Below are 20,963 nucleotides of genomic sequence, written 5' to 3'. Positions count from 1 at the left end.
CTTTTTCATATAGATTATTTTTCTGTTTCTTTAATTTTAGTTTGTACTTCGCCAGTTTTAATTTTATTGCTTTCTGAGAAACGTAATAAATCGCCTTCAATAATTTTGTCAGACATTCGTAATTCATTTTGTGCACGTTTAATGAGGGCTTGAGCTTCTTTTTTTGGTAAATCCACAATTTCACCCGTTATACGGTCGTAGAAAGTGTTGTTTTTGTATGCATACTTATCTGTAACGAAGCTACCATCACGTAAAACAACAAAGCCAGTATATTCATCTGAAAACATATCATGGCCAAAACGGATATCATTCGTAAAATCAACACCTAATAAATTTAGAATAGTAGGCTTCATATCGATTTGTCCCGTAGGCTTTGAAATAGTTTGACCTTCTGTTTGTCCAGGAATATGAATATATAAAGGTGTACGTTGTAAATTTAAAGTGTCAAATTCTGTTATTTGATCTTTTTCTAAAAACTGTGCCATTGCACGATTATGTTTTTCGGAAATGCCATAATGATCACCGTATAACACAATAATAGAATTATCGTAAAGCCCCTCGGCCTTTAGACGTTCAATAAATTTTTTTATGGATTCGTCTAAGTAACGTGCTGTTACGATGTAACGATCAAATACGCCATTACCAGAGTTGTATGGTTCAATGAATTTTGTATCTTCATCATACGTAAATGGATAATGGTTTGTTAAAGTAAGGAAACGAGCATAGAATGGTTGATTAACAGTTTTTAATATATCTACTGATTGATCAAAGTATTCGATATCTTTTAATCCCCAATTTAAATTTGTTTCTGGCGTGATTTTGTAATCAAGTTCATTATAGTAACGGTCATAACCAAGAGCGGAGTACATAATATTACGATTCCAAAATGTTGCGTTATTCGCATGAAATACAGAAGTGAAATAACCTTGCTGACGTAAAATTTCTGGAGTTGCAGTATAATCATTGTTACCGTGTGTAAAGAATACAGCTCCTCGATTTAATGGATACAACGACGTATCGATTAGAAATTCAGAATCAGATGTTTTCCCTTGACCAGTTTGATGGAAAAAGTTATCAAAGTAATAACTTTCATTTATGAATTCATTTAGGAATGGTGTAACTTCTTGCCCGTTCACTGATGCGCCTATTAAGAAGGTCTGCAAGGATTCAAGAGTGACGACAATTACGTTTTTTCCTTTCGCTGCACCAAACATATTAGGGTTTGGCTCGCTTTGGTTTGCTTTTACGTAGTTTTCAGTTTCTTGTAATTTACTACTATCAGCAAGTGCTTTTTGTGACCCAGCTTTTACTTGCAGTGTTAAGTCGTATACTTGGTGAGTATATAAGCCTAAATTTTTGACAAGCATGACTCGGTCGAATGATCTTGTTAATAATTCAGGGCGCTCTTTTTCTGCAAGATGTAGATTTGCAAAGAATACACCAATCGTTAAAAGAAAGTATAACAAGCGCGTAGAATGAGTTACACGTTCTGTTTTAAAGACCAATGATTTCTTTTTTAATAGAATAAAGAAGAAAACAATGTCTACGAATGCGAGTATAATTTTGTAGTTTAATATTTCTATAATACTGGCGCCTAATTGGCCAAAGTTTGAGGTTTGTCCAAGTACTGGTAATGTAACGAAATCACTATAAAAATCATAGAACATTACATTTCCAACAAGCACGATTGTTAATAAGAAATTAATACAGAGCGCTATATAATTTCGCTTTTCACCAGTTGCAAATAATGCTAATCCAATAAATGCTAATGATGCGGCTAGAGGGCTAATAAACAAAATGAGCTCTTGCGTTGAAGACTCGATTTTTAAATCAAAACTGAATCGCGTAATAAGATATGTTTTTAACCATACTGCTAAAGCCATTATTATAACAAAACTTATATTTTGCATTTGTAAATTTATTTTGTTATTCATTTTTACACCTTCTTTATATAATTTATTTAACTAAAGTTATATATTATGTTTTTATAACTATTAGAGTGTAATGAACCATTTAGACTTTGTTTTCTAAAGGGAATAATTTGAAGTATTCATATATATACAATGGGGATTTTTAAAGCGTAGTAGCATAAATATAACTCTTTTTGAGAAACGGGCAGAACAAGTCATAGTTGTAGTGAAATTGACTTATAGACATCCTACCATATTAAACACTATGATGATGTTACAAAATATCGAACAAATAAAGGTGAAAATGGATAGAGACTTTTAAAACTGTTGACATTCAATTTATTAGAATTGAATGCCAATCGTTTTAATTATACAGTTATATTACACATGTATTTTGTAAAATCCCGATTTTTTGTCGGTTAATCATTAGCCGGGAAGGATAGGGGGCTTATTAATATACTTTTACTATATGTAAGTAAAGTGTTTTGAAATTGAAAATATTTGACTGACATTTTAATGATAGAAATTAAATGTCAGATAAGTACTTTCCAACATACAGACCACTTGCAGCTGCTTGAGATAATGAATGCGTAACGCCTGAACAATCTCCAATTAAAAATAGCCCATGTATACTAGTTTCAAAATGATTATTAATTCTTATCGTAGGAGCATAGAACTTTCCATCAATTCCATATAGTAAAGTATGTTGATCGATAGGCTCTTGTATAAATTGTTCTAAACGGAATAAAAATTCTTTGAGCCCTTCAATATATAATTGACGGATTTCTTGATTCAAATCTCCATAATCCCCCTGTAGTGTAGGCTGTATACGATTATGTTCCATGCTGTTTTCCACCGTAGGTTGTTTCTTTAGTAAGTCCTCTAAGCGCTGTATAACAATCCGATCTCGTCCTTGGTTAATGCCTTTAATAATTGAACTTGCGTATACATTTGCTTCTTTGAGAGTTGGAAAATAGCGAGGAATAAATAAAGTGAAATTTAGGTTAGAAGTGCCAGTTCCGTGTTCTCGAAAATTTTGACCGTCAGGCATAACTAAACCTTCTTCGTACTTTCGAATGATGCGTCCCTTTGGATTCATACAGTAAGTAGTTGCTGTGAAATGCTCACCTTGATAAGAAAGTTTTGTTTCAAAAGTATCTTTTAATATAGAACGTAATTGATGTTCTTTCATTTCTACTCTAATTCCTAAATCTACACGTGTTTGCTTCTGAGAAATATTTAGGGAACTGCACATTTCTTTTAACCAATCGGCCCCAGAGCGCCCAGTTGCAAATACTAGTTGCTTAGTTTGAACTGTTCCTTGATTTGTCTCTATTGTAAAATAATCTTCCTGTTTCAGAATATGTTGTACATCTATATGAAATTGGATCTTTATTTTCGTAAGTAAAAAGTCATAGAGCTGCTGAAAAATATTACTGGAAAGTGTAGTACCAAGATGTCTTACTTCTGTTGTTAGTATTTGTAAACCACACGCTTCAGCTCTCTTAGTGAGACTTGAATTTTCAGTAGAATATTTTGAAACCGAACTTCCACCAAACTGACATAGAATTTCATCTACTTCAGCCATGAGTTGTATAAAGCCCTCTTTACCGACTTTTTGCTCAAGTTCTCCGCCAAATCCGTTTGTATAATTAAATTTCCCTTCAGATTTTCCTAAACCACCAAACCCGAAATATTTATCACATGTAGTACAATTACACGCCTTTCCTTCGTCTAACGGACAATGGCGTTCTTCTAGCGCTTTACCTTTATCAAGAATTAAAACTTTTTTGTTACTTTTAGCTAGTGAATAAGCCATAAAAATGCTACTTACTCCAGCGCCGATAATCGTAACATCATACATATTCTTCCACCTGCTAACGAATAGTTTGTTTTTTATTTTTCTAGTGTATAACAATTTTATGAAGTTAAGAAATAGCTTTTATTAATAAAGTGAGAGTTTTTGAACTTGATGCTTTATTAATTTCTACGAGTGGTGGAGTAAATACAAAAATTTTTATTTGAAAGAAGAAACAGTTTAAAAAATAACTATGTCATATGATTAATAACATTTTACATAGAAAAAAACAGACCTTTTAAGTGAAGAGGTCTGTTAATGATTTTAAATCTTATTTAGCAAAAACATGGTTACCGATTACTGCTACTGTTTGACGTGTCGTAATCCACTTGTCTGTTGATGTTTTTGGATTGTAGAAATAAAGCCAGTCAGAATGTACTCCATTTGTGGAGATAGCCTCTTCTACAGCCATTTTTGCTTCTGCGCTTGCAGGCTGATTAATTCTTCCATCTGTAACAGGAGTAAATGCATATCCGTATTTAATAGGTTCATAAATAACGCCTGTTATTGTATTTGGAAAACCTTTTGCATTCACACGATTTAGTATAACTTTCGCTACTGCTACTTTTCCTTTATAGGATTCGCCACCTGCTTCAGCGGTAACTAAGCGTGCCATTAAGTCTTTTTCTTTTTGTGAAATGCTTGAGTTGATTTTTAAATGTTGTCCTGTATAAAGCTTATTTCCGACTGTATTGTTAATTTGTTTTATAGATTGGACAGTGACATTGTAACGCTTTGCTATCGATTCTAATGAATCTCCCGGTTGTACTTGATAAATAATTTGTCCAGAAATGTTCGCAGGCTTGGCGTTTTGAGGAACAGTGATTTCATTTGATTTCACGGACCCTGGAATATGTAACTGTTCGCCAATAAATGTTTGATCGTTTCCTTTATTATTAGCCTGTTTAATGGATTGTATTGAAACTCCGTATTGTTTGCTAATGCCCCAAAGTGTATCGTTCTTTTTTACTGTATGAATGGTAGAAGCTTCAGCTGTACTTTGACTACATACGAATGTAATTGCAGCCGCAGATAAAGGGATTATATGTTTGATTTTTAGTAATTTCATTGTAAATCCTCCTAAGAAAAAATTAAGGTGAAACTATTAAGTAATGTAGTTTGGAATGTATATATGCGTAATATATTAATGTAAGTATATTAGCACATATAAAATAAATAATCACTATAAGTTTCATATGCGTGTAGTGTAGAGTCCGAATATGAAATATTGCATATGAAAATACATTGAAGTTCATATTTCTGATTACTATAATCTATTTAGTAGAAAAGAAATACGTTATAGAAATAAAATCATTATATATTAATATAATGATTAATTATTATTAATAGGAGGATTAATGTAATGAAGATATTTCAAAAAGTGTGTGCGTCAACTGTAATCATTACAACACTTTTAGGAACAGGAGGTACTATCAATAGTGTACATGCTGATTCTATAGAACAGCAGATTAAATCAGGGATAGAACAAGAAACAGATAAGCAAATCATTGTGAAATTTAAAGCGGATTTGGATTTGCCATATGAAGATGGTATTGAAAAACAAATACAATCTCAAACGAATGATAAAGTAATAAAAGATCTTTTGACAGAATATCCAGATGTAACATTTACTCGTTTATTCACATCTGTAAGCCCGGAACAAATACAAAACCTTGAAGTGAAAGCACCTAATCATGTATCTACAAGTTTATTAAACTACTATATTCTTCAAAATCAAAATAGTGGGTATGAAGAAGAAATAGTAGATAAGTTAAAGGCATCTTCTTTAATAGAAGATGCGTATATGAAGAAACAAGAGAAAATAATGCCACCTGAAGTGCAATCATCAAGTGTAGCTCTTAATCCTAATAACAATCCTAGATTTAAAAAACAAGGTTATCTTGAAGCGGCCCCATACGGTATTAATGCGCCTTTCGCCTGGGGAATTCAAGGTGGTAATGGAAATGGTATCACTTTTGTTGATATGGAATACGGATGGTTATTAAATCATGAGGATTTATTACATCAAAAAATTGAATTAATGTCTGGAAGAAATATAGATCAGCATGTCGGTCATGGGACGTCTGTACTAGGAATTGTATCCTCTGAGGACAATGAAGTTGGGAATATTGGTATTGCGCCAAAAGCGAAAGCAAAGGTTATCTCTCAAATAAGAGATAACGGACAGTATAATACGGCTGATGGAATATTAAGCGCTGTAAATCAGTTAGAAGCTGGGGATGTTTTATTGTTAGAGGCGCAAGCATCTTTCGATGGATATGGTGATAAATATTTACCTGTTGAAGTACAGCCAGATATCTTTGATGCAATTCGTGCTGGTACAGATAAGGGGATTGTAATTATAGAGGCTGGAGCAAATGGGTGGAATGATTTAGACCAGTTCAAAGATAGAAAAGGTAAGCAAGTCTTAAATCGTAATAGTAAAGATTTTAAAGATTCGGGTGCAATTATGGTAGGAGCTGGCTCTTCATCTTTCCCTCATGAACGTATGTGGTTTTCGAATTATGGAAGCCGTATTGATGTGTACGGATGGGGAGAAAATGTAGATACAACTACAGCCGAGCAAAGTAGAAGTGCTGTAAATCTTTATACTTCAAGCTTTAGCGGAACATCTAGTGCTTCGCCAATTATTGCTGGGGCAGCGACTTTAGTACAAAGTATTGCTAAAGAAAATTTAGGACAACCATATAGACCTAGTGAACTAAGAGCAATATTAAGCAACCAGAGCACTGGAACAAAATCTAAAGATCCATATGCAGATAAAATTGGTGTTTTACCAGATTTGAAGTCTATACTAGTAAACTTAGGCTATGAACAAAGAAAACCAAACGGTGGGAATGAATTACAAGTAACAGAAAATGAACCAAATAATGAGCCTAGACAGGCAAATAAAGTTAACTTTCATACACCGGTGAAAGGAACGCTACATAATAGTGATAGAGTAGATGTTTTTACTTTCCAAATTGAATCGCCGGAAAATATTAATATTTCTCTACTAAATGAACAAAATATCGGAATGACATGGGTACTTCATCATGAATCAGATTTAAATAACTATGTAGCATATGGTGAAAATGAAGGAAATGTAGTTAAAGGAACTTATAATGCAAAGCCAGGTAAATATTATTTATACGTCTATAAATATGAGAATAAAGATGGTTCATACGTATTGAACATAAAATAAGTAAAAGGAACTTCAGATGAAGTTCCTTTAAATTTTTCTAATTTAGTATATGTGAATGATTTTTTAACTTTACTTCTATGCAATATTTCATATTGATGAAATGTTATTTATTTTTTATGAACTAGCTTATATTATATTCAATAAGTTTGATATAAAAACAGAAAAAGAGAGGGATAATAATGAGCAATAAAAAGTTAATTTTGAAATTATTCATATGTAGTACAATATTTATCACATTTGTATTTGTTTTACATGATAAGAGAGTAGTTGCAGCTAGCTCTGTTAATGAGCTTGAAAATTGGTCAAAATGGATGCAACCTATACCTGATAATATCCCGTTATCACGAATTTCAATTCCAGGAACACACGATAGTGGAACGTTCAAGTTGCAAAATCCGATTAAGCAAGTATGGGGAATGACGCAAGAATATGATTTTCGCTATCAAATGGACCATGGAGCTCGCATTTTTGATATAAGAGGACGTTTAACAGATGATAATACGATAGTTCTTCATCATGGGCCATTATATCTTTATGTAACACTGCATGAATTCATAAACGAAGCGAAACAATTTTTAAAAGATAACCCGAGTGAAACGATTATTATGTCTTTAAAAAAAGAGTATGAGGATATGAAAGGGGCAGAAGGTCCATTTAGTAGTACGTTTGAAAAAAATTATTTTGTTGATCCTATCTTTTTAAAAACAGAAGGAAATATAAAACTTGGAGATGCTCGTGGGAAAATTGTACTACTAAAAAGATATAGTGGTAGTAATGAATCTGGAGGATATAATAATTTTTATTGGCCAGATAATGAGACGTTTACCACAACTGTAAATCAAAATGTAAATGTAACAGTACAAGATAAATATAAAGTGAGTTATGATGAGAAAGTAAAATCTATTAAAGATACGATGAATGAAACGATGAATAATAGCGAGGATTCAAATCATCTATATATTAATTTTACAAGCTTGTCTTCTGGTGGTACAGCATGGAACAGTCCATATTATTATGCGTCTTATATAAATCCCGAGATCGCGGCATATATTAAACAAGAGAATCCAAAAAGAGTTGGTTGGGTTATCCAAGATTATGTTAGTGATAAGTGGTCACCGATTCTCTATCAAGAAGTTATAAGAACTAATAAGTCGCTTTAATTTTTATCATAATTTCATAGAAACAATATAACTCTATTAAAAGTCTTGTGGGATTCCCATAAGACTTTTTAGTATTTGATAGTATGAGAATCAAGTTCTTCGAATATAATTATAAGATTAATAAAAAAATGTCGATAAATGTCGATTGTTGTTGTAATATGAAACAAGTAAAATATAATATATAGATGGAGTGATTTTGTTGTCTTTTATTAAAAATAGTAAAATTGGAACGAAATTAAATGTGTTAGTCATTATATCGAGTTTGGCTTGTATTATGTTATCTTCACTCGGGTTTTTAGGGCTTCAAAAAGGTGAAAATGCATCTTCTAGTATGTATGAAGAAAGACTATTACCAATTGAATGGATAGGAATTGTAGAATCAAATTTTTACCATGTTAATATGAATTTTATGGAGATTATGATATCGAAAGATGAAAAAAGAATGAAAGAACTCATAATAGAAATGGATAAGACTAGAAAAGAAAATGATGAGCTGTTAAAACAATTTGAAACTAGAATTAGTTCTCATAAAGAAAAAGATTTGTATAATGCGTTTCAAAGTCAATTTAAAGATTTAAGAGTACAAATGAAAAAAGCACAGGATTTGGGACTGACTAATAATGAAGAAGCCTATAGCTATTATTTAAAAGAAATTGACCCTAATATGGAAAAAACAATTCAGTCTATTCGCGAACTTATTTTATATAATAATAATGCTGCTGAACAGCTACAAAAAGAGAATGTTAATAGTGTGAAAAATACAATCATAACATTTGTAATTATTTCATTTGTTGGAATCATAATAATCATTTTTATTGGTTTTATAACAAAAAATGCTATAAAAAAACCAATTGTATTATTACAAAAAGATATGGAACGAGTATCTGCTGGAGATTTAACAATTCGAACTTCTTATAAATCCGAGAACGAATTAGGCCATATTGTACAATCCTTTAATAGTATGTTAGATAACTTGCAACAATTAGTCGGTCAGGTGAAGGTTACGGCGAAAGAAGTGATTGTTTCAACTGAAAATATGCTACAAGAGACGAAAACGGCAGCACATATATCAAACGAGGTTGTTCGAACTACTTCTGAAATAAATAAAGAAATAGAGGGACAAGTGACTAGTATTCAAGAAAGTTCAACTTCAATGGAAGAAATTGCAACTGGTGTTCAAACAGTAGCTGAATCTTCAGCGATGGTTGCTGAAGTTGCTGTTGCAACAATAGATCAAGCAAATTCTGGTAGTGAAGTTATAAAACAATCTATTCATCAAATGAATAGCGTGAATGAAGTTGTCGAAGAAACTTCTAAGGTCATTGATAGACTTGTTACGCGTACACAACAAATTGAAGAAGCGTTAGATGTTATTACTAATATTGCGGAACAAACGAATTTACTTGCTTTAAATGCTGCAATTGAGGCAGCACGTGCTGGAGAAAATGGAAAAGGATTTGCAGTAGTTGCAGCTGAAGTAAGAGGTCTAGCTGAGAAATCTAAAACATCTGTAAATGATATAAATAATTTAATACGTTTTATACATCAAGATACAGAGGATACAGTTCATGTAATGAAAAAAGGTCAACAACAGGCTAGTGGTGGTAAAGAAGCAGCGCATAAGGCAGAACTCGCATTTTCATCTATTATGCAAGATATTAATAGAATAACGACCCAAATTGAAGAAGTGTCTGCTGCCACAGAAGAAATGTCTGCTGGGACAGAAGAAGTAAATGCCTCTTTGTCAATAGTTTCTGAAACTGCAACACAAGTCGCACAAGAAACGAATCGAACGGTACAATCAATTCAAGCACAAGCCACATTGATTCAAGAAATAACGACGAAATCTAATGAAATGAAAAAGAAAGTTGAAAATTTAGAAATGCTAATTTCACAATTCATTATTGAAGAATAAGTCTATTAACATTTATCCCGCTATTTGCCGGGCAGTAAGACCCCTACCTCAAAATTCAGAGGAAGCAAAGAAGTTAGGTAGGAGCCTGCTGCCCGTAAAAGCCCGATTGGTGAGGGCTGATTAAAGTTTCACTTTATCATTAGTATAAAATTTAAGATACTCAACATAGTGCTGTGTTGTACAATTCGAAAAAGGACCTTCATAGGTTCTTTTTTGTAAATGGTGTGAACGATACTTTTCATTATGAAAAAATCAAACTTTTAAATGGGATTAATTTCAAGTGAAAAATGAATATAATTAACCTTGCGAAAAAGCAATTGGTCTTAAGTGATCAGTTGCTTTTTATTTTTAAAGTGGATGAGCAAAAAAACACGAAAGTGGTTGGTCCGATTTTTACAAACATCTATTATGATAAGAGAAGAAAGGTAGTATGTTATCAACGTTTTAAAGAGGAAGGTTTTTATGTAAGTTCTTTAATTAAAATAGATGGGTCTTAGAGAGGTGAAAAGACAATGAGTTTTGCAATTTCACTAGTCGTTATTATTGTAATTGTATCGCTATTTGGGACTGTACTAGTTGCAAGAAACGTGGAGGATAATTATGGAAAGTCTACAAAGAGAAATGTGAAAAACTTATCTGCAATCTATATTCTTCTTCTTTTTGTTCTACTGGTTGGGGTAACATGGTATGTGGTAATGATTTGATAGTTTGTGAAAGAACTGAAATGAGAGTATGAAGTTGGAATTTCAGAAGCTATCGAGTAATCAGAAAGAGAACTATTTTGGATATATCCATTTACGGATAAGAAAATGTGACTAATTAATACTATTTTTACGGTGAATACTGTTAGTAAAAAATGAGGATAGTTCGTTTTGAAAGGAGGGAACTAGATGGAATGGAAACCAAATCGTGCAGATAAGACACCTGTATATAAACAAATTGCTGATTATATTGAAAGAGGCATTTCTTCAGGTGAATTTCCTTCTGATAGTAAGTTACCTTCTGAGCGTATGTTAGCAAAGGAATTACAGGTGAACCGGAGTACAATAGTAGCTGCGTATGAAGAATTAAAATCACTTGGAGTAGTAGAACGGCAAAAGGGAAGCGGAACACGGGTCAATACAGACATATGGGGTGTCTCACATAAACGAATACCGAACTGGGGTAGGTACGTGGAGGACGGATCATTCTTACCTAACGTACCACTCGTTCAACAAATTCGAACGGAAACACAAAAAGATGATTTAATTAATTTAGCAAGTGGTGAACTGTCACCAGAATTAATTCCAAGTGATAGATTTCGAACAATTTTGTCAGAGAAAACATTTATGGAAAACCTCGGTTATGACCATCCACTTGGAAATGAGATGTTGAGAAAAACAATTTCAGCACATGTTCAGCAATATAAACAAATTGAAGCAGATTCAAGCTCTATTCTTATTACGTCTGGAGCACAACAGGCGCTTAATCTTATCGTTCAATGTTTATTAAAACCTGGCGATGCGATCGCGATTGAAGATCCTTCGTATTGTTTTTCGCTTCCAATGTTTAAATCGGCCGGTTTAAACATATTTCATTTACCTGTTGATGAGCATGGAATGAATCCAGATGACTTAATCGATTTGCACAAAAAGCATCGCATTCGTATGGTGTTTTTGAATCCAGATTATCAAAATCCAACTGGAACTGTGCTTTCATTAGCGAGACGTAAAAAGATTTTAGAACTGTCTTCTGAATTTGGTATACCTATTGTAGAAGATGATCCGTATAGTTTAACTTCATTTAATGGAGAAGTGAATCCGACATTAAAATCAATGGATCAAAATGGGAATGTTCTTTATATAAGTTCATTATCAAAAATTGTTGCATCAGGATTACGTATTGGCTGGGTAATTGGTCCTACGCGCGTAATTGAGCGTTTAGCAGATGCAAAGCAACAAGTTGATTTTGGCCATAGTGTATTTACGCAGTGGGTAGCAAATCAGTTTTTAGAATCAAAGGATTTCCATACACACATTACGATACTTCGTGGACAATTGAAGCAAAGAAGAGATGAATTAATTGCAGAGCTTGAAGGAACATTGGGAGACCGAGTTGAATGTTTCGTGCCAGAGGGTGGAATACATGTATGGTGTAAAGTGAAAGGAAAGTTTGATGAATATAACTTATTAGGTAAATCTATACGGAATGGTGTCGCATTTGTTCCGGGCAGTGTTTTAGGTTCGAAAAATGAATATATACGATTTACGTTTGGTAGAGCGAATATAGAACAAATTCAAATTGGAATTAAACGGTTTGCCGACACGCTAAATGAGATTTCATAATATGGATATGTGATTGTAACTGGCATACTCATTAGTATACTAATACCGTATGGAACGAAATTTATTTTTTAAATGTAATGGAGATGATAACAATGACAACATGGTTTATAGTTACATTATTTGTTTTTGGAGCTATTAAAGTATTAGTTTCTAGCATGCCCACTTCTGTTGTAGAATCAATTATTAGTAAATTTGAATTGCATCAAAAGCTTGAGGCGGAAAATACTTCTATATCGATAGATGGAAAAAATATAGAGGGAGAAATGAAACTACAAGTTATTCATGAATTTAATGAGGCTTTGTTTTTAGATAAACATTATTTCCCACCGCACGGAGAAGGGATACCAATAGTCATTGATACGAAGAAAGGGAATAAAGAGATTAGATTTTCTCTATATAGCTATGAGGAACATGTTGATGTCATTAAGCAATATAAGAAGAAAGTCGTTGCCTATCGTTTACGCTCTAAAAGCCTTCAAACATTGGCACCATTAGCAATAACGGAAGAGTATGCTTAAGAAGGGACCTATAATGGTCTCTTTATTTTTTTATCCAATTATATACGTTCCAAATAAAAGAATGAAAAATCATATAACCAAATAAAGAATATGTATGGTTCCAATTCGCACTATGTACAAATAAACCTAAACTTTCAGCAATCTGCTCAAAAAGGCTAGCACAAATACCGATTGAAATAATAAATAAAATTCTAGAAACCTTAGATAATTTTTTTGAAATGTGTATAAAGATAACTGTTAAAATCGGCAGTACGAACAATGTAAAAGCTATATTAACCGAAAATGTGGATGAGAAGGGCCTAGCCGGAAAGGAATATATTTGTTTATTAACAAAAAAGGCATCTAAGCAAGTTCCAATAATAGAAGAGAGAAAGGTTGTAACTACTAATGCTAGAAACTCATTCTTCTTCTCGGAGGAGGACATTTTTCTTTGCGAGAATGGCGAGTTCAATTTTTTCGAGTGTTTTGCAGTAGTCTTCTGTAATTTGTCCATTTATATTTTCCTCCTTATCAACTAAGTAATTTACAACTTGCCAATCAGTAAACCAATCTTTATTGTCAACTTCTTCATGCTTCATATCTCGCCATGCATAGATGAGTGCAGGGCTGTATATGCGATAAGCATCATTTCGTAACTGGCATTTCTTTATTCGGCGCTTATAAAACTCACGGGAAAAAGATTCATTTACACTCGAAAATAAATGGGGCCAGTAATCTTTCCTAGATCCTGTATGCGGATGGTGTTGAGCCCAGCTTATTATTTGAGATAAAATATGTGTATCTCGAAATAATAATGAGTACAATCTTTTTCCAATTAATATCCGTTCATGTAAGGAAGTGAAATGTTTCATTGTATCACCAAATAGTAATACTTTTTGTTTCTTATCATTTTCGTAGAATGGGAAAAGGATATGATTAAACTGAAAGAAATCAAAGAGTTTAAATCCAATACTATTTAGTACAGTCTTTTTAAATTGTCCATTTTGAATCACTCTTTTTTCTAAGTAGTTTTGTTCATTAATAATAGTTGCAATCGCTAAAGTTTTTTTGTTACCTGTTTTCCAAAAATGGTTCCACATCGTTTCCATAAATGTAGAAACATTTAGGTGAGAAAGAAGGTGAAATAACTTTTGTGATCTCTTTACACTTTGTTCGTAAAGTAAAAATTGAGGATATACATCTTGGAAAATAAGCCAATTCCCTCTTTCTAAAAAAGAAAAAAATATGAATTGATCTTTTTCTGATAAAATTCTCGTATATAAATCGCCCTTTAAATCAGTCATATTCCAACCGCCGTTACGTGATACCATATGTCCAAGCAGTGCCCAATGTATTTCTGGATATTGAATGTAAAATTGGTAGTATGCGCGTGTTCTTGTAACATTATTTTTATTTAGTTGTTCTGTTTGTATTTTTATTTTGTTGATGATGAGTTGTTCTTCTTTCGTTAATTTATACATGGTGTCAGAAGGAATAAGCTTGCTTTTTTGTTTTAATTCATTTTTTACGTCGAATAGGGAGAGGGGCAGTGCTTTGGAAGGTCCGTTATATGTATGATTTGAATTGCTTAGATCCATTCCGTTACCTCCCTTTTTCATAAATTTAAACATGATTATTGGCTATGAATCATTCTATTTATTTTATTACGAGTATAAGAAATAAATGAGCGGTGTTTTTTACAAGGAATTTATTTATCATGAAAACCGTATAAAAAATCTTACTGTTGTGAGATGAAATGAAAAACAGAAACTATGTTTAATAGTTTCTGTTTTTTTATTTTGTCAATTAAATGTAACAAACGACGATTATGATTTGAATCAATTGAAAATAATTCAATAAATATTATTTAAATTGAGATGTTTCGTAGGAGGAAAAAGAATGTTAAATAAAATAATTTTAATTACTGGTGGGACAGGTTCGTGGGGGCATGAACTTATAAAACAACTATTAGAAAAATCACCGAAAGAAATTAGAGTTTTTTCAAGAAATGAAACGGTTCAGTTTGAAATGCAGCAACAGTTTATAAATGATGATAGGTTAAAATTTATTATTGGAGATATTCGTGATAAAGATCAACTAGTCTATGCTTGCCAAGATGTACATTATGTGTTCCATCTTGCAGCTTTAAAACATGTTCCAGTATGTGAGTATTATCCTTATGAAGCTATAAAAACCAATATACATGGTACGCAAAATGTAATTGAAGCCTCTATACAGATGCAAGTTGAAAAAGTTATATATGTTTCAACGGATAAAGCAGCTGATCCATCAAATACGTATGGGATGACAAAAGCAATTGGTGAAAAATTAATGGTTCATGCGAATATACAAACGAAGAAAACAAAATTCATTTGTATTCGTGGTGGAAATGTTTTAGGAACGAGTGGAAGTGTAGTACCACTTTTTAAACAACAAATTAAAAAATCTTCACAAGTAGGGATTACCGATGCCAATATGACTAGATTTTTCTTAACAGTTGAAGATGCTGTTGGGTTGTTATTTAAAGCCGTATCTCAAGGTAGAGGCGGGGAAATCTTTGTTATGAAAATGCCGGCATGTAAAATAACAGATTTAGCAGAATTATTAATTGAAGATTCGGGAAAAGAAAACATTAAGGTAAAAGAGGTAGGGATAAGACCGGGTGAAAAATTAAGTGAAATGCTTCTATCTGAGGTAGAGAGTAAAACAAGTATAAGTTTTGATCAAAATTATTTTGTGGTACTACCGACTATTCCTATAGAAGGACTTCAAGAATATTATTCTAGCTATCCTCTAGTGGATGTGAAGAGTTTTAGTTCTCAACAAGACTTACTTGAAAAACATGAGGTGAAACAAATGCTATTAAAAGGAGGATTTTTGCGATGAAAAAAAATGCGAGCCTTTTGATAACTGGTGCAAATGGTTTCACAGGACGCCATGCTTGCCACTATTTTTTAGAGCAGGGCTTTCATGTAATTCCTATGTTTCAAAATCGTGCACATAGAGAAAAAATTAGAAATGGTATTACTTGTAATTTAACTAATAAGAGCGAAGTAATGAAGGTGATGAAACAAATAAAGCCAGACTACGTATTGCATTTAGCAGGAAGGAATTCGGTCATAGAATCTTGGACAGCTGCCCTTGAATATATAGAGATTAATGTAATAGGAACGTTATATTTATTAGAAGCAATTAAGCAAGAAGCCTCGCATTGTAGAACATTAGTTATAGGATCTGCTTTGCAAGCAAATAGTATGAACGAAATAAAAATTTCAAATCCATATAGTTTAAGTAAAACGATGCAAGTCATTATTGCAGAGGCTTGGGGAGGATTAATGGATTCAAATATTATCATTGCAAAGCCCTCAAATTTAATTGGTCCAGGAGTATCGAATGGTATTTGTTCGATTCTTGCAAAGAAAATGATAGAGATAGAATCAGGTACAAGTAAAGCTATTATCGAAGTAAACAGTTTGAAAGATAGTAGAGATTTTGTAGATGTACGTGATGCGGTCAAAGCGTATCATGTGTTATTACGAGATGGAATAAATGGAAAACAATATAATATCGGATCAGGAGTAAAACGGTCTTTATTAGATGTACTAGAACAATATAAAGAATTAACACAGCTAAATTTTTTTATAGAGGAAACAGAGAAAAAAGGGAGCGACTCAAATGAGAGTTTAGCAATAGAGGAAATAAAAAAGTTAGGTTGGATCCCAGAAATTGAATTTCATCAATCATTAAAAGATGTACTTGAGTATGCGAAATGTAGTGACATCTACATGCAATGAAAAACAAAAAAGGATGTAAGAAATATATGAATGGTTATGAAGTAATAGATAATCAAAATACGCTATATCTTTCAATTGTTGATACGCAGGACTGGAGAGATGAAAAAGCGCATGTATTGCTTATTTATGAGGCAATACATAAATATCAAGCGTATGTAGAAGAAAAAAGGGTTAATCGAATAAAGTCAGCATTAGAGACGGAAACTAGGTATGTGATTCAAATCTTTGCTCAATACGAGTGTAGTGAGTATGGAAATGATTTTTATGAACTCATTAACGATCTTTTACAAGATATAGAGGTGGAGTTAAGGATTTATATAAAAAATAATAAGTTTATTTACATTTAAAAGGTAAAGAGAAAGCTAGATTTTTAATAATAAAGGTGGGTATAAGTTATGAGCAAAACGATTCTTTTTACTGGGGGCGGTACAGCCGGACACGTTATGATTAATATTGTATTAATTCCTAAATTTATAGAGAAAGGATGGAGAGTCGAGTATATTGGATCCAAAAATGGAATTGAAAAATCATTAGTGCAAAATGTTAAATACAATAGTGTTTCAACGGGCAAGCTTAGGAGATATTGGGATTGGGAGAATTTTAAAGATCCTTTTAAAATTATACGCGGTTGTTTACAAAGTTATAATTTAATTAAGAAAACAAAACCTGACGTTATCTTTTCAGCAGGAGGATTTGTTTCAGTTCCTGTAGCTATAGGAGCATGGTTAAATCGTGTGCCTATAATTATACGTGAACCAGATAGCACATTAGGGCTTGCCAACAAAATAGCATTACCTTTTGCTACAAAGCTATGCACAACATTTCCTCAGACAGGAGAAAATGTAAATAATGAGAAGAAGGTTTATGTAGGACCAATTGTAAGGGAAGAAATTGAGAAGGGTAATGTATTACGAGGAAGAAGATATTGTGAATTTCAGCAAGATAAACCAGTATTATTAATTATGGGTGGGAGTCAAGGTGCTAAGTGGATAAATGATATGGTAAGGGAATGTTTAGATACAATACTATTAAACTTTAATATTATTCATATATGTGGTAAAGGGAAGATAGACCCATCTATTGGCACGGAGGGGTATATGCAATTTGAATATATAGGCGATGAGTTGCCGCATATACTAAATATGGCAAGTGTTGTAGTTTCAAGAGCGGGTTCTACTGCTATTTCTGAATTGTTATTTTTGAAGAAACCGATGTTGCTTATCCCGTTAACTAACAGTTCTAGTAGAGGAGATCAAGTTTTAAATGCTGAATATTTTTCACGGCAAGGATATGCGGAAGTTATACTCCAAGACAAAGTAAGTACGAATACATTTATACATGCAGTAAATAAGTTGTATACAAATAAGGATAAATATATTCAAAACATGAATGGATATAAGAAAACAAATGATGAGGGGATTCATCATTTAATAGATATAATAAATGAAGTGGTGAAGTAATAGAAATGTAAATAGGAAAACAAAAGGAAAGAAGGTATCTTCTTTCCTTTTTACTATATTTGTTCAAATTCATTATTATTTATTTCAATTGGCTATGTACTATGGGTGAATGCCGTTTTCTAATAGCTCAGTAAATGCATGAATATGAATAGGTTTACTGTAATAATAACCTTGAATAAACTGACATTTATTTTTTTGAAGGAAATTTACGTGCTCTTTCGTTTCTACACCTTCAGCAATGACAGACATTCCTAATGTATTTGCTAATGTGATGATTGTTTTAATAATTTCCATTCCATCATCACATGTTTCAGACATTGTAATAAATTCTCTCGGGATTTTTAACGTATCAATTGGATATAAAGGTAAGTAGGCTAGCGAAGAATAACCTGTACCAAAATCGTCGATTGAAATGTGAATCCCTAAACTTTTTAGTGTACGCAGTTTTATCAATGTTTCTCGCTCATCCATCATTGCAATTCGCTCTGTTAATTCAAGATTAAGAGAGCTTGCTGGTAAACCAGTATTTGTTAAAGTAGAAGAAATAGATTTTACAAAATCCTCTTGTTCAAATTCTTTAGCAGATAAATTTACACCTATTTTTAAATGTGAATATCCGAGTGCGTGCCAACGTTTCATTTGCTTACAAGCCTGCTCTAATGTCCATTTTCCTATTGAAATAATTTGTAGTGTTTCTTCTGCAATCGGAATAAATTCGTATGGAGAAATAATACCTAATTCAGGATGATTCCACCTAATTAAAGCTTCTGCACCGATAATTTTATTAGATTCACTATCAACTTGAGGTTGATACAAAAGGAACAATTCTTCATTTTGTAGAGCGTTTGGTAAATCTTTTTCTAATCGTAATCGTCTTTCAATTTTTTTAGCGATTACATCGTCATAAATAGAGACAGAGTTAAACTCTTTTGCTTTTGCATCATACATTGCAACATTAGCGTTTTTCAGAAGTGTAGCGGTATCGATTCCCGAATGTGGATAAATAGCGAGGCCGATACTCAGTGATAAAGTTAATTTATGCTCATGTATGATAAATGACTTTTTCATGCATTTAAATAATTGGTTACATAATTGGAATAAGTAATCTTCGTCAGTATAGTTTTCAATTATGATTGTAAATTCATCACCACCGATTCTTGAAAGATGAGCATGTGATGGAAGACATGATTCGAATCGCTTTGCTACTTCTTCTAATATGTAATCTCCTGACGAATGTCCAAGTGTATCGTTAATTGCTTTAAAGCGATCTAAATCTAAATATAATAATGCAAACTCGCTTTCTGTTATTTTAGCATTTTTTATAACTCTCTTTAATTTCTTATGGAAAAAGGCACGGTTCCCAATTTTCGTTACAGTGTCATGGAATGCTAAATATTTTATTTCTTCTTGCTGTTTTTTTAGTGCAGTAATATCTTTCACCATAATATAGCTTCCTGAAATTTGTCCGTCTATTATAATAGGAATGATTGTAACGTATAAAAAATAAGTAAAGCCATCTTTATATTGAGAACTAAGTTGTAAGAATGCCGATTCTTGTTGTTTCACTTTTTCTAATGCCAATGCTAGCTTATGCTTATCTTCATCTAAAATGATCGAAAAACAAGTTTCACCTAATAACTCATCCGTTGGTACCCCAAGTAGTACACTCCCAGCCTTATTTACATTTAAGAATATTCCATTTAAATCAATGGTGAAGATAGGGTCAGGATGATATTCATATAATGATTTAAACTTTTGCTGTTTTTGAGAAAGAGCCTCTGATTTATGAACTAAATCAGACGTCCGTAAAGTAACTTTTTCTTCTAGTTGGGCATTAAATGCCTGCAAACGTTTTGTTAAGGAATTGTTTTGCATACGTACGATAGAATGACGAATGAGTACGAAAATAAAAGTAATACAATTTCCTGTAATGAGAGTGGAAGATGATGTTTGTTCTTTTAATGTAAACCCGATTAGTATTGCAACAGCAAGATAGGGAAATACAACTAAAGCTTTTTTTCCTATTATAGGGTTTACAAGGAAATAATTTTTATGGCTATTATGATCTTCTGAAATAGAGCCAGCTATTGCAATAAGTAATATAGGTATTCTATATAAAAGACGTAATAATATTATCGTTTCAGTTGATAAGTGGTTATTTAAGTAAAAATAAATATAGTTAAAAGTTGCAGAACTTATTAATACAAAAATAAAGATATAAATTTTCCGTTTGGAATTAAAAATTGTTGGACGGAAAAAGAGACTAACACCTAGCAGTAGAAATAATAAATCTGCAATTGGGTATAAAAATGAAAGGAAAACATCTCCTAGTGAAAGAGCGAATATATTTAAATTTGGTTGATTAAATAAATACCATTCTAATGTAAATATGGAAGTAAGCACTATGCATATATCACAAATAAAGAACGCTTTTTCCCATTTATTGCATTCCTTTAAGATTTTATAGCAGAAAGCGATAAGACAGAAAAATAGAAAAAACATATAAAATACATCAGAAACCGTAAAACGATGTATTGGAATTTCGAAGAAGCTATCTTGATATGTATATACTATTTTCCCTAATAAAAAACTACCAATTGCTATTGTAATACATATCCAAAACGGATTTGAACTGACTTTTTTAGAATATATAGAGTAAATCAGTGATACAAATGTAATGGCTTCAACGACAAGTGAAGCGAAGCGTACATCTGAATTTGAAAAATGAGTAGGGAACAGATAGAAAAACATAAAATAGATTGAATAGCATATTAATGTTCCGATTAATATACATAATTGTAAATTTTTATTTAATTTCAATGAAATCACCTTCTTTAATT

At 32.2% G+C, this 20,963-nt stretch carries 16 protein-coding genes; 10 read left to right on the top strand and 6 right to left on the bottom strand.

Annotated features, from left to right (window positions below; all coding sequences use genetic code 11):
- Positions 1–14: 14 nt before the first annotated feature.
- The 3 genes from CGQ22_RS26260 to CGQ22_RS26245 all read right to left on the bottom strand — a co-directional run bounded on the left by CGQ22_RS26260 (position 15) and on the right by CGQ22_RS26245 (position 4,837).
- A complete protein-coding gene (locus tag CGQ22_RS26260) occupies positions 15–1,934 on the bottom strand; it encodes an LTA synthase family protein (protein ID WP_001060334.1) in 1,920 nt (639 codons plus the stop codon).
- A 502-nt stretch (positions 1,935–2,436) separates the two neighbouring features.
- Positions 2,437–3,774, bottom strand: a complete 1,338-nt coding sequence (locus CGQ22_RS26250; RefSeq protein ID WP_089149559.1) for an NAD(P)/FAD-dependent oxidoreductase — start codon at positions 3,772–3,774, stop codon at positions 2,437–2,439.
- Positions 3,775–4,039: 265 nt separating this feature from the next.
- Positions 4,040–4,837, bottom strand: coding sequence for a cell wall hydrolase (locus CGQ22_RS26245; RefSeq protein ID WP_000771012.1), 798 nt, complete (start codon positions 4,835–4,837; stop codon positions 4,040–4,042).
- Between the two features lie 294 nt (positions 4,838–5,131).
- On the opposite strand from CGQ22_RS26245, the gene CGQ22_RS26240 reads away from it, so the two are divergent.
- From CGQ22_RS26240 to CGQ22_RS26210, 6 genes are all read left to right on the top strand, one after another.
- Complete coding sequence (locus tag CGQ22_RS26240; protein WP_000689215.1) at positions 5,132–6,973, top strand: S8 family peptidase; 1,842 nt, start codon at positions 5,132–5,134, stop codon at positions 6,971–6,973.
- A gap of 179 nt (positions 6,974–7,152) precedes the next feature.
- Positions 7,153–8,133 carry a phosphatidylinositol diacylglycerol-lyase gene (plcA, locus tag CGQ22_RS26235; RefSeq protein WP_000066300.1) on the top strand — a complete coding sequence of 327 codons (981 nt, stop codon included), beginning with the start codon at positions 7,153–7,155 and terminating at the stop codon, positions 8,131–8,133.
- A gap of 199 nt (positions 8,134–8,332) precedes the next feature.
- Positions 8,333–10,048 carry a methyl-accepting chemotaxis protein gene (locus CGQ22_RS26230; RefSeq protein ID WP_089149558.1) on the top strand — a complete coding sequence of 572 codons (1,716 nt, stop codon included), beginning with the start codon at positions 8,333–8,335 and terminating at the stop codon, positions 10,046–10,048.
- Positions 10,049–10,560: 512 nt separating this feature from the next.
- A complete protein-coding gene (locus tag CGQ22_RS26220; RefSeq protein WP_000006453.1) occupies positions 10,561–10,752 on the top strand; it encodes a hypothetical protein in 192 nt (63 codons plus the stop codon).
- Positions 10,753–10,938: 186 nt separating this feature from the next.
- Positions 10,939–12,372, top strand: coding sequence for a MocR-like pyridoxine biosynthesis transcription factor PdxR (gene pdxR, locus CGQ22_RS26215; protein WP_074593601.1), 1,434 nt, complete (start codon positions 10,939–10,941; stop codon positions 12,370–12,372).
- Positions 12,373–12,464: 92 nt separating this feature from the next.
- The gene (locus tag CGQ22_RS26210; protein ID WP_000214631.1) at positions 12,465–12,890 is read left to right on the top strand and encodes a YfmQ family protein; all 426 of its coding nucleotides are present in this window, start codon (positions 12,465–12,467) and stop codon (positions 12,888–12,890) included.
- 22 nt (positions 12,891–12,912) lie between these two features.
- Here the strand turns inward: CGQ22_RS26210 and CGQ22_RS26205 are convergent, their stop codons facing one another.
- Positions 12,913–13,314, bottom strand: coding sequence for a CBO0543 family protein (locus CGQ22_RS26205; RefSeq protein ID WP_033672769.1), 402 nt, complete (start codon positions 13,312–13,314; stop codon positions 12,913–12,915).
- On the bottom strand, positions 13,289–14,467 hold the full coding sequence (locus tag CGQ22_RS26200; RefSeq protein ID WP_000366099.1) for a DUF2515 domain-containing protein: 1,179 nt from the start codon (positions 14,465–14,467) through the stop codon (positions 13,289–13,291). The genes CGQ22_RS26205 and CGQ22_RS26200 overlap by 26 nt, the downstream gene beginning before the upstream one ends.
- A gap of 301 nt (positions 14,468–14,768) precedes the next feature.
- Between CGQ22_RS26200 and CGQ22_RS26195 the strand changes: the two genes are divergently transcribed.
- The 4 genes from CGQ22_RS26195 to CGQ22_RS26180 are packed head-to-tail and all read left to right on the top strand — an operon-like array spanning position 14,769 to position 18,123.
- The gene (locus CGQ22_RS26195; protein WP_000932600.1) at positions 14,769–15,755 is read left to right on the top strand and encodes a UDP-N-acetylglucosamine 4,6-dehydratase family protein; all 987 of its coding nucleotides are present in this window, start codon (positions 14,769–14,771) and stop codon (positions 15,753–15,755) included.
- The gene (locus CGQ22_RS26190) at positions 15,752–16,663 is read left to right on the top strand and encodes an SDR family oxidoreductase (RefSeq protein ID WP_000739081.1); all 912 of its coding nucleotides are present in this window, start codon (positions 15,752–15,754) and stop codon (positions 16,661–16,663) included. Before CGQ22_RS26195 ends, CGQ22_RS26190 begins: the two co-directional genes overlap by 4 nt.
- Positions 16,660–17,010 (top strand): DUF6572 domain-containing protein, encoded by a 351-nt coding sequence (locus CGQ22_RS26185; RefSeq protein ID WP_074593605.1) that lies wholly within the window; start codon positions 16,660–16,662, stop codon positions 17,008–17,010. Before CGQ22_RS26190 ends, CGQ22_RS26185 begins: the two co-directional genes overlap by 4 nt.
- A 48-nt stretch (positions 17,011–17,058) precedes the next feature.
- On the top strand, positions 17,059–18,123 hold the full coding sequence (locus tag CGQ22_RS26180; protein ID WP_000047557.1) for an undecaprenyldiphospho-muramoylpentapeptide beta-N-acetylglucosaminyltransferase: 1,065 nt from the start codon (positions 17,059–17,061) through the stop codon (positions 18,121–18,123).
- A 99-nt stretch (positions 18,124–18,222) separates the two neighbouring features.
- Here the strand turns inward: CGQ22_RS26180 and CGQ22_RS26175 are convergent, their stop codons facing one another.
- Positions 18,223–20,943: a bifunctional diguanylate cyclase/phosphodiesterase gene (locus tag CGQ22_RS26175; RefSeq protein WP_139032787.1), complete on the bottom strand. Its 2,721-nt coding sequence runs from the start codon at positions 20,941–20,943 to the stop codon at positions 18,223–18,225.
- Between the last annotated feature and the right edge of the window lie 20 nt (positions 20,944–20,963).

Origin of the sequence: Bacillus sp. M13(2017) (genome assembly GCF_002218325.1) — a bacterium.
In the GTDB taxonomy this organism is placed as follows: domain Bacteria; phylum Bacillota; class Bacilli; order Bacillales; family Bacillaceae_G; genus Bacillus_A; species Bacillus_A thuringiensis_K.
This window is presented reverse-complemented; position numbering and strand designations above follow the sequence as displayed.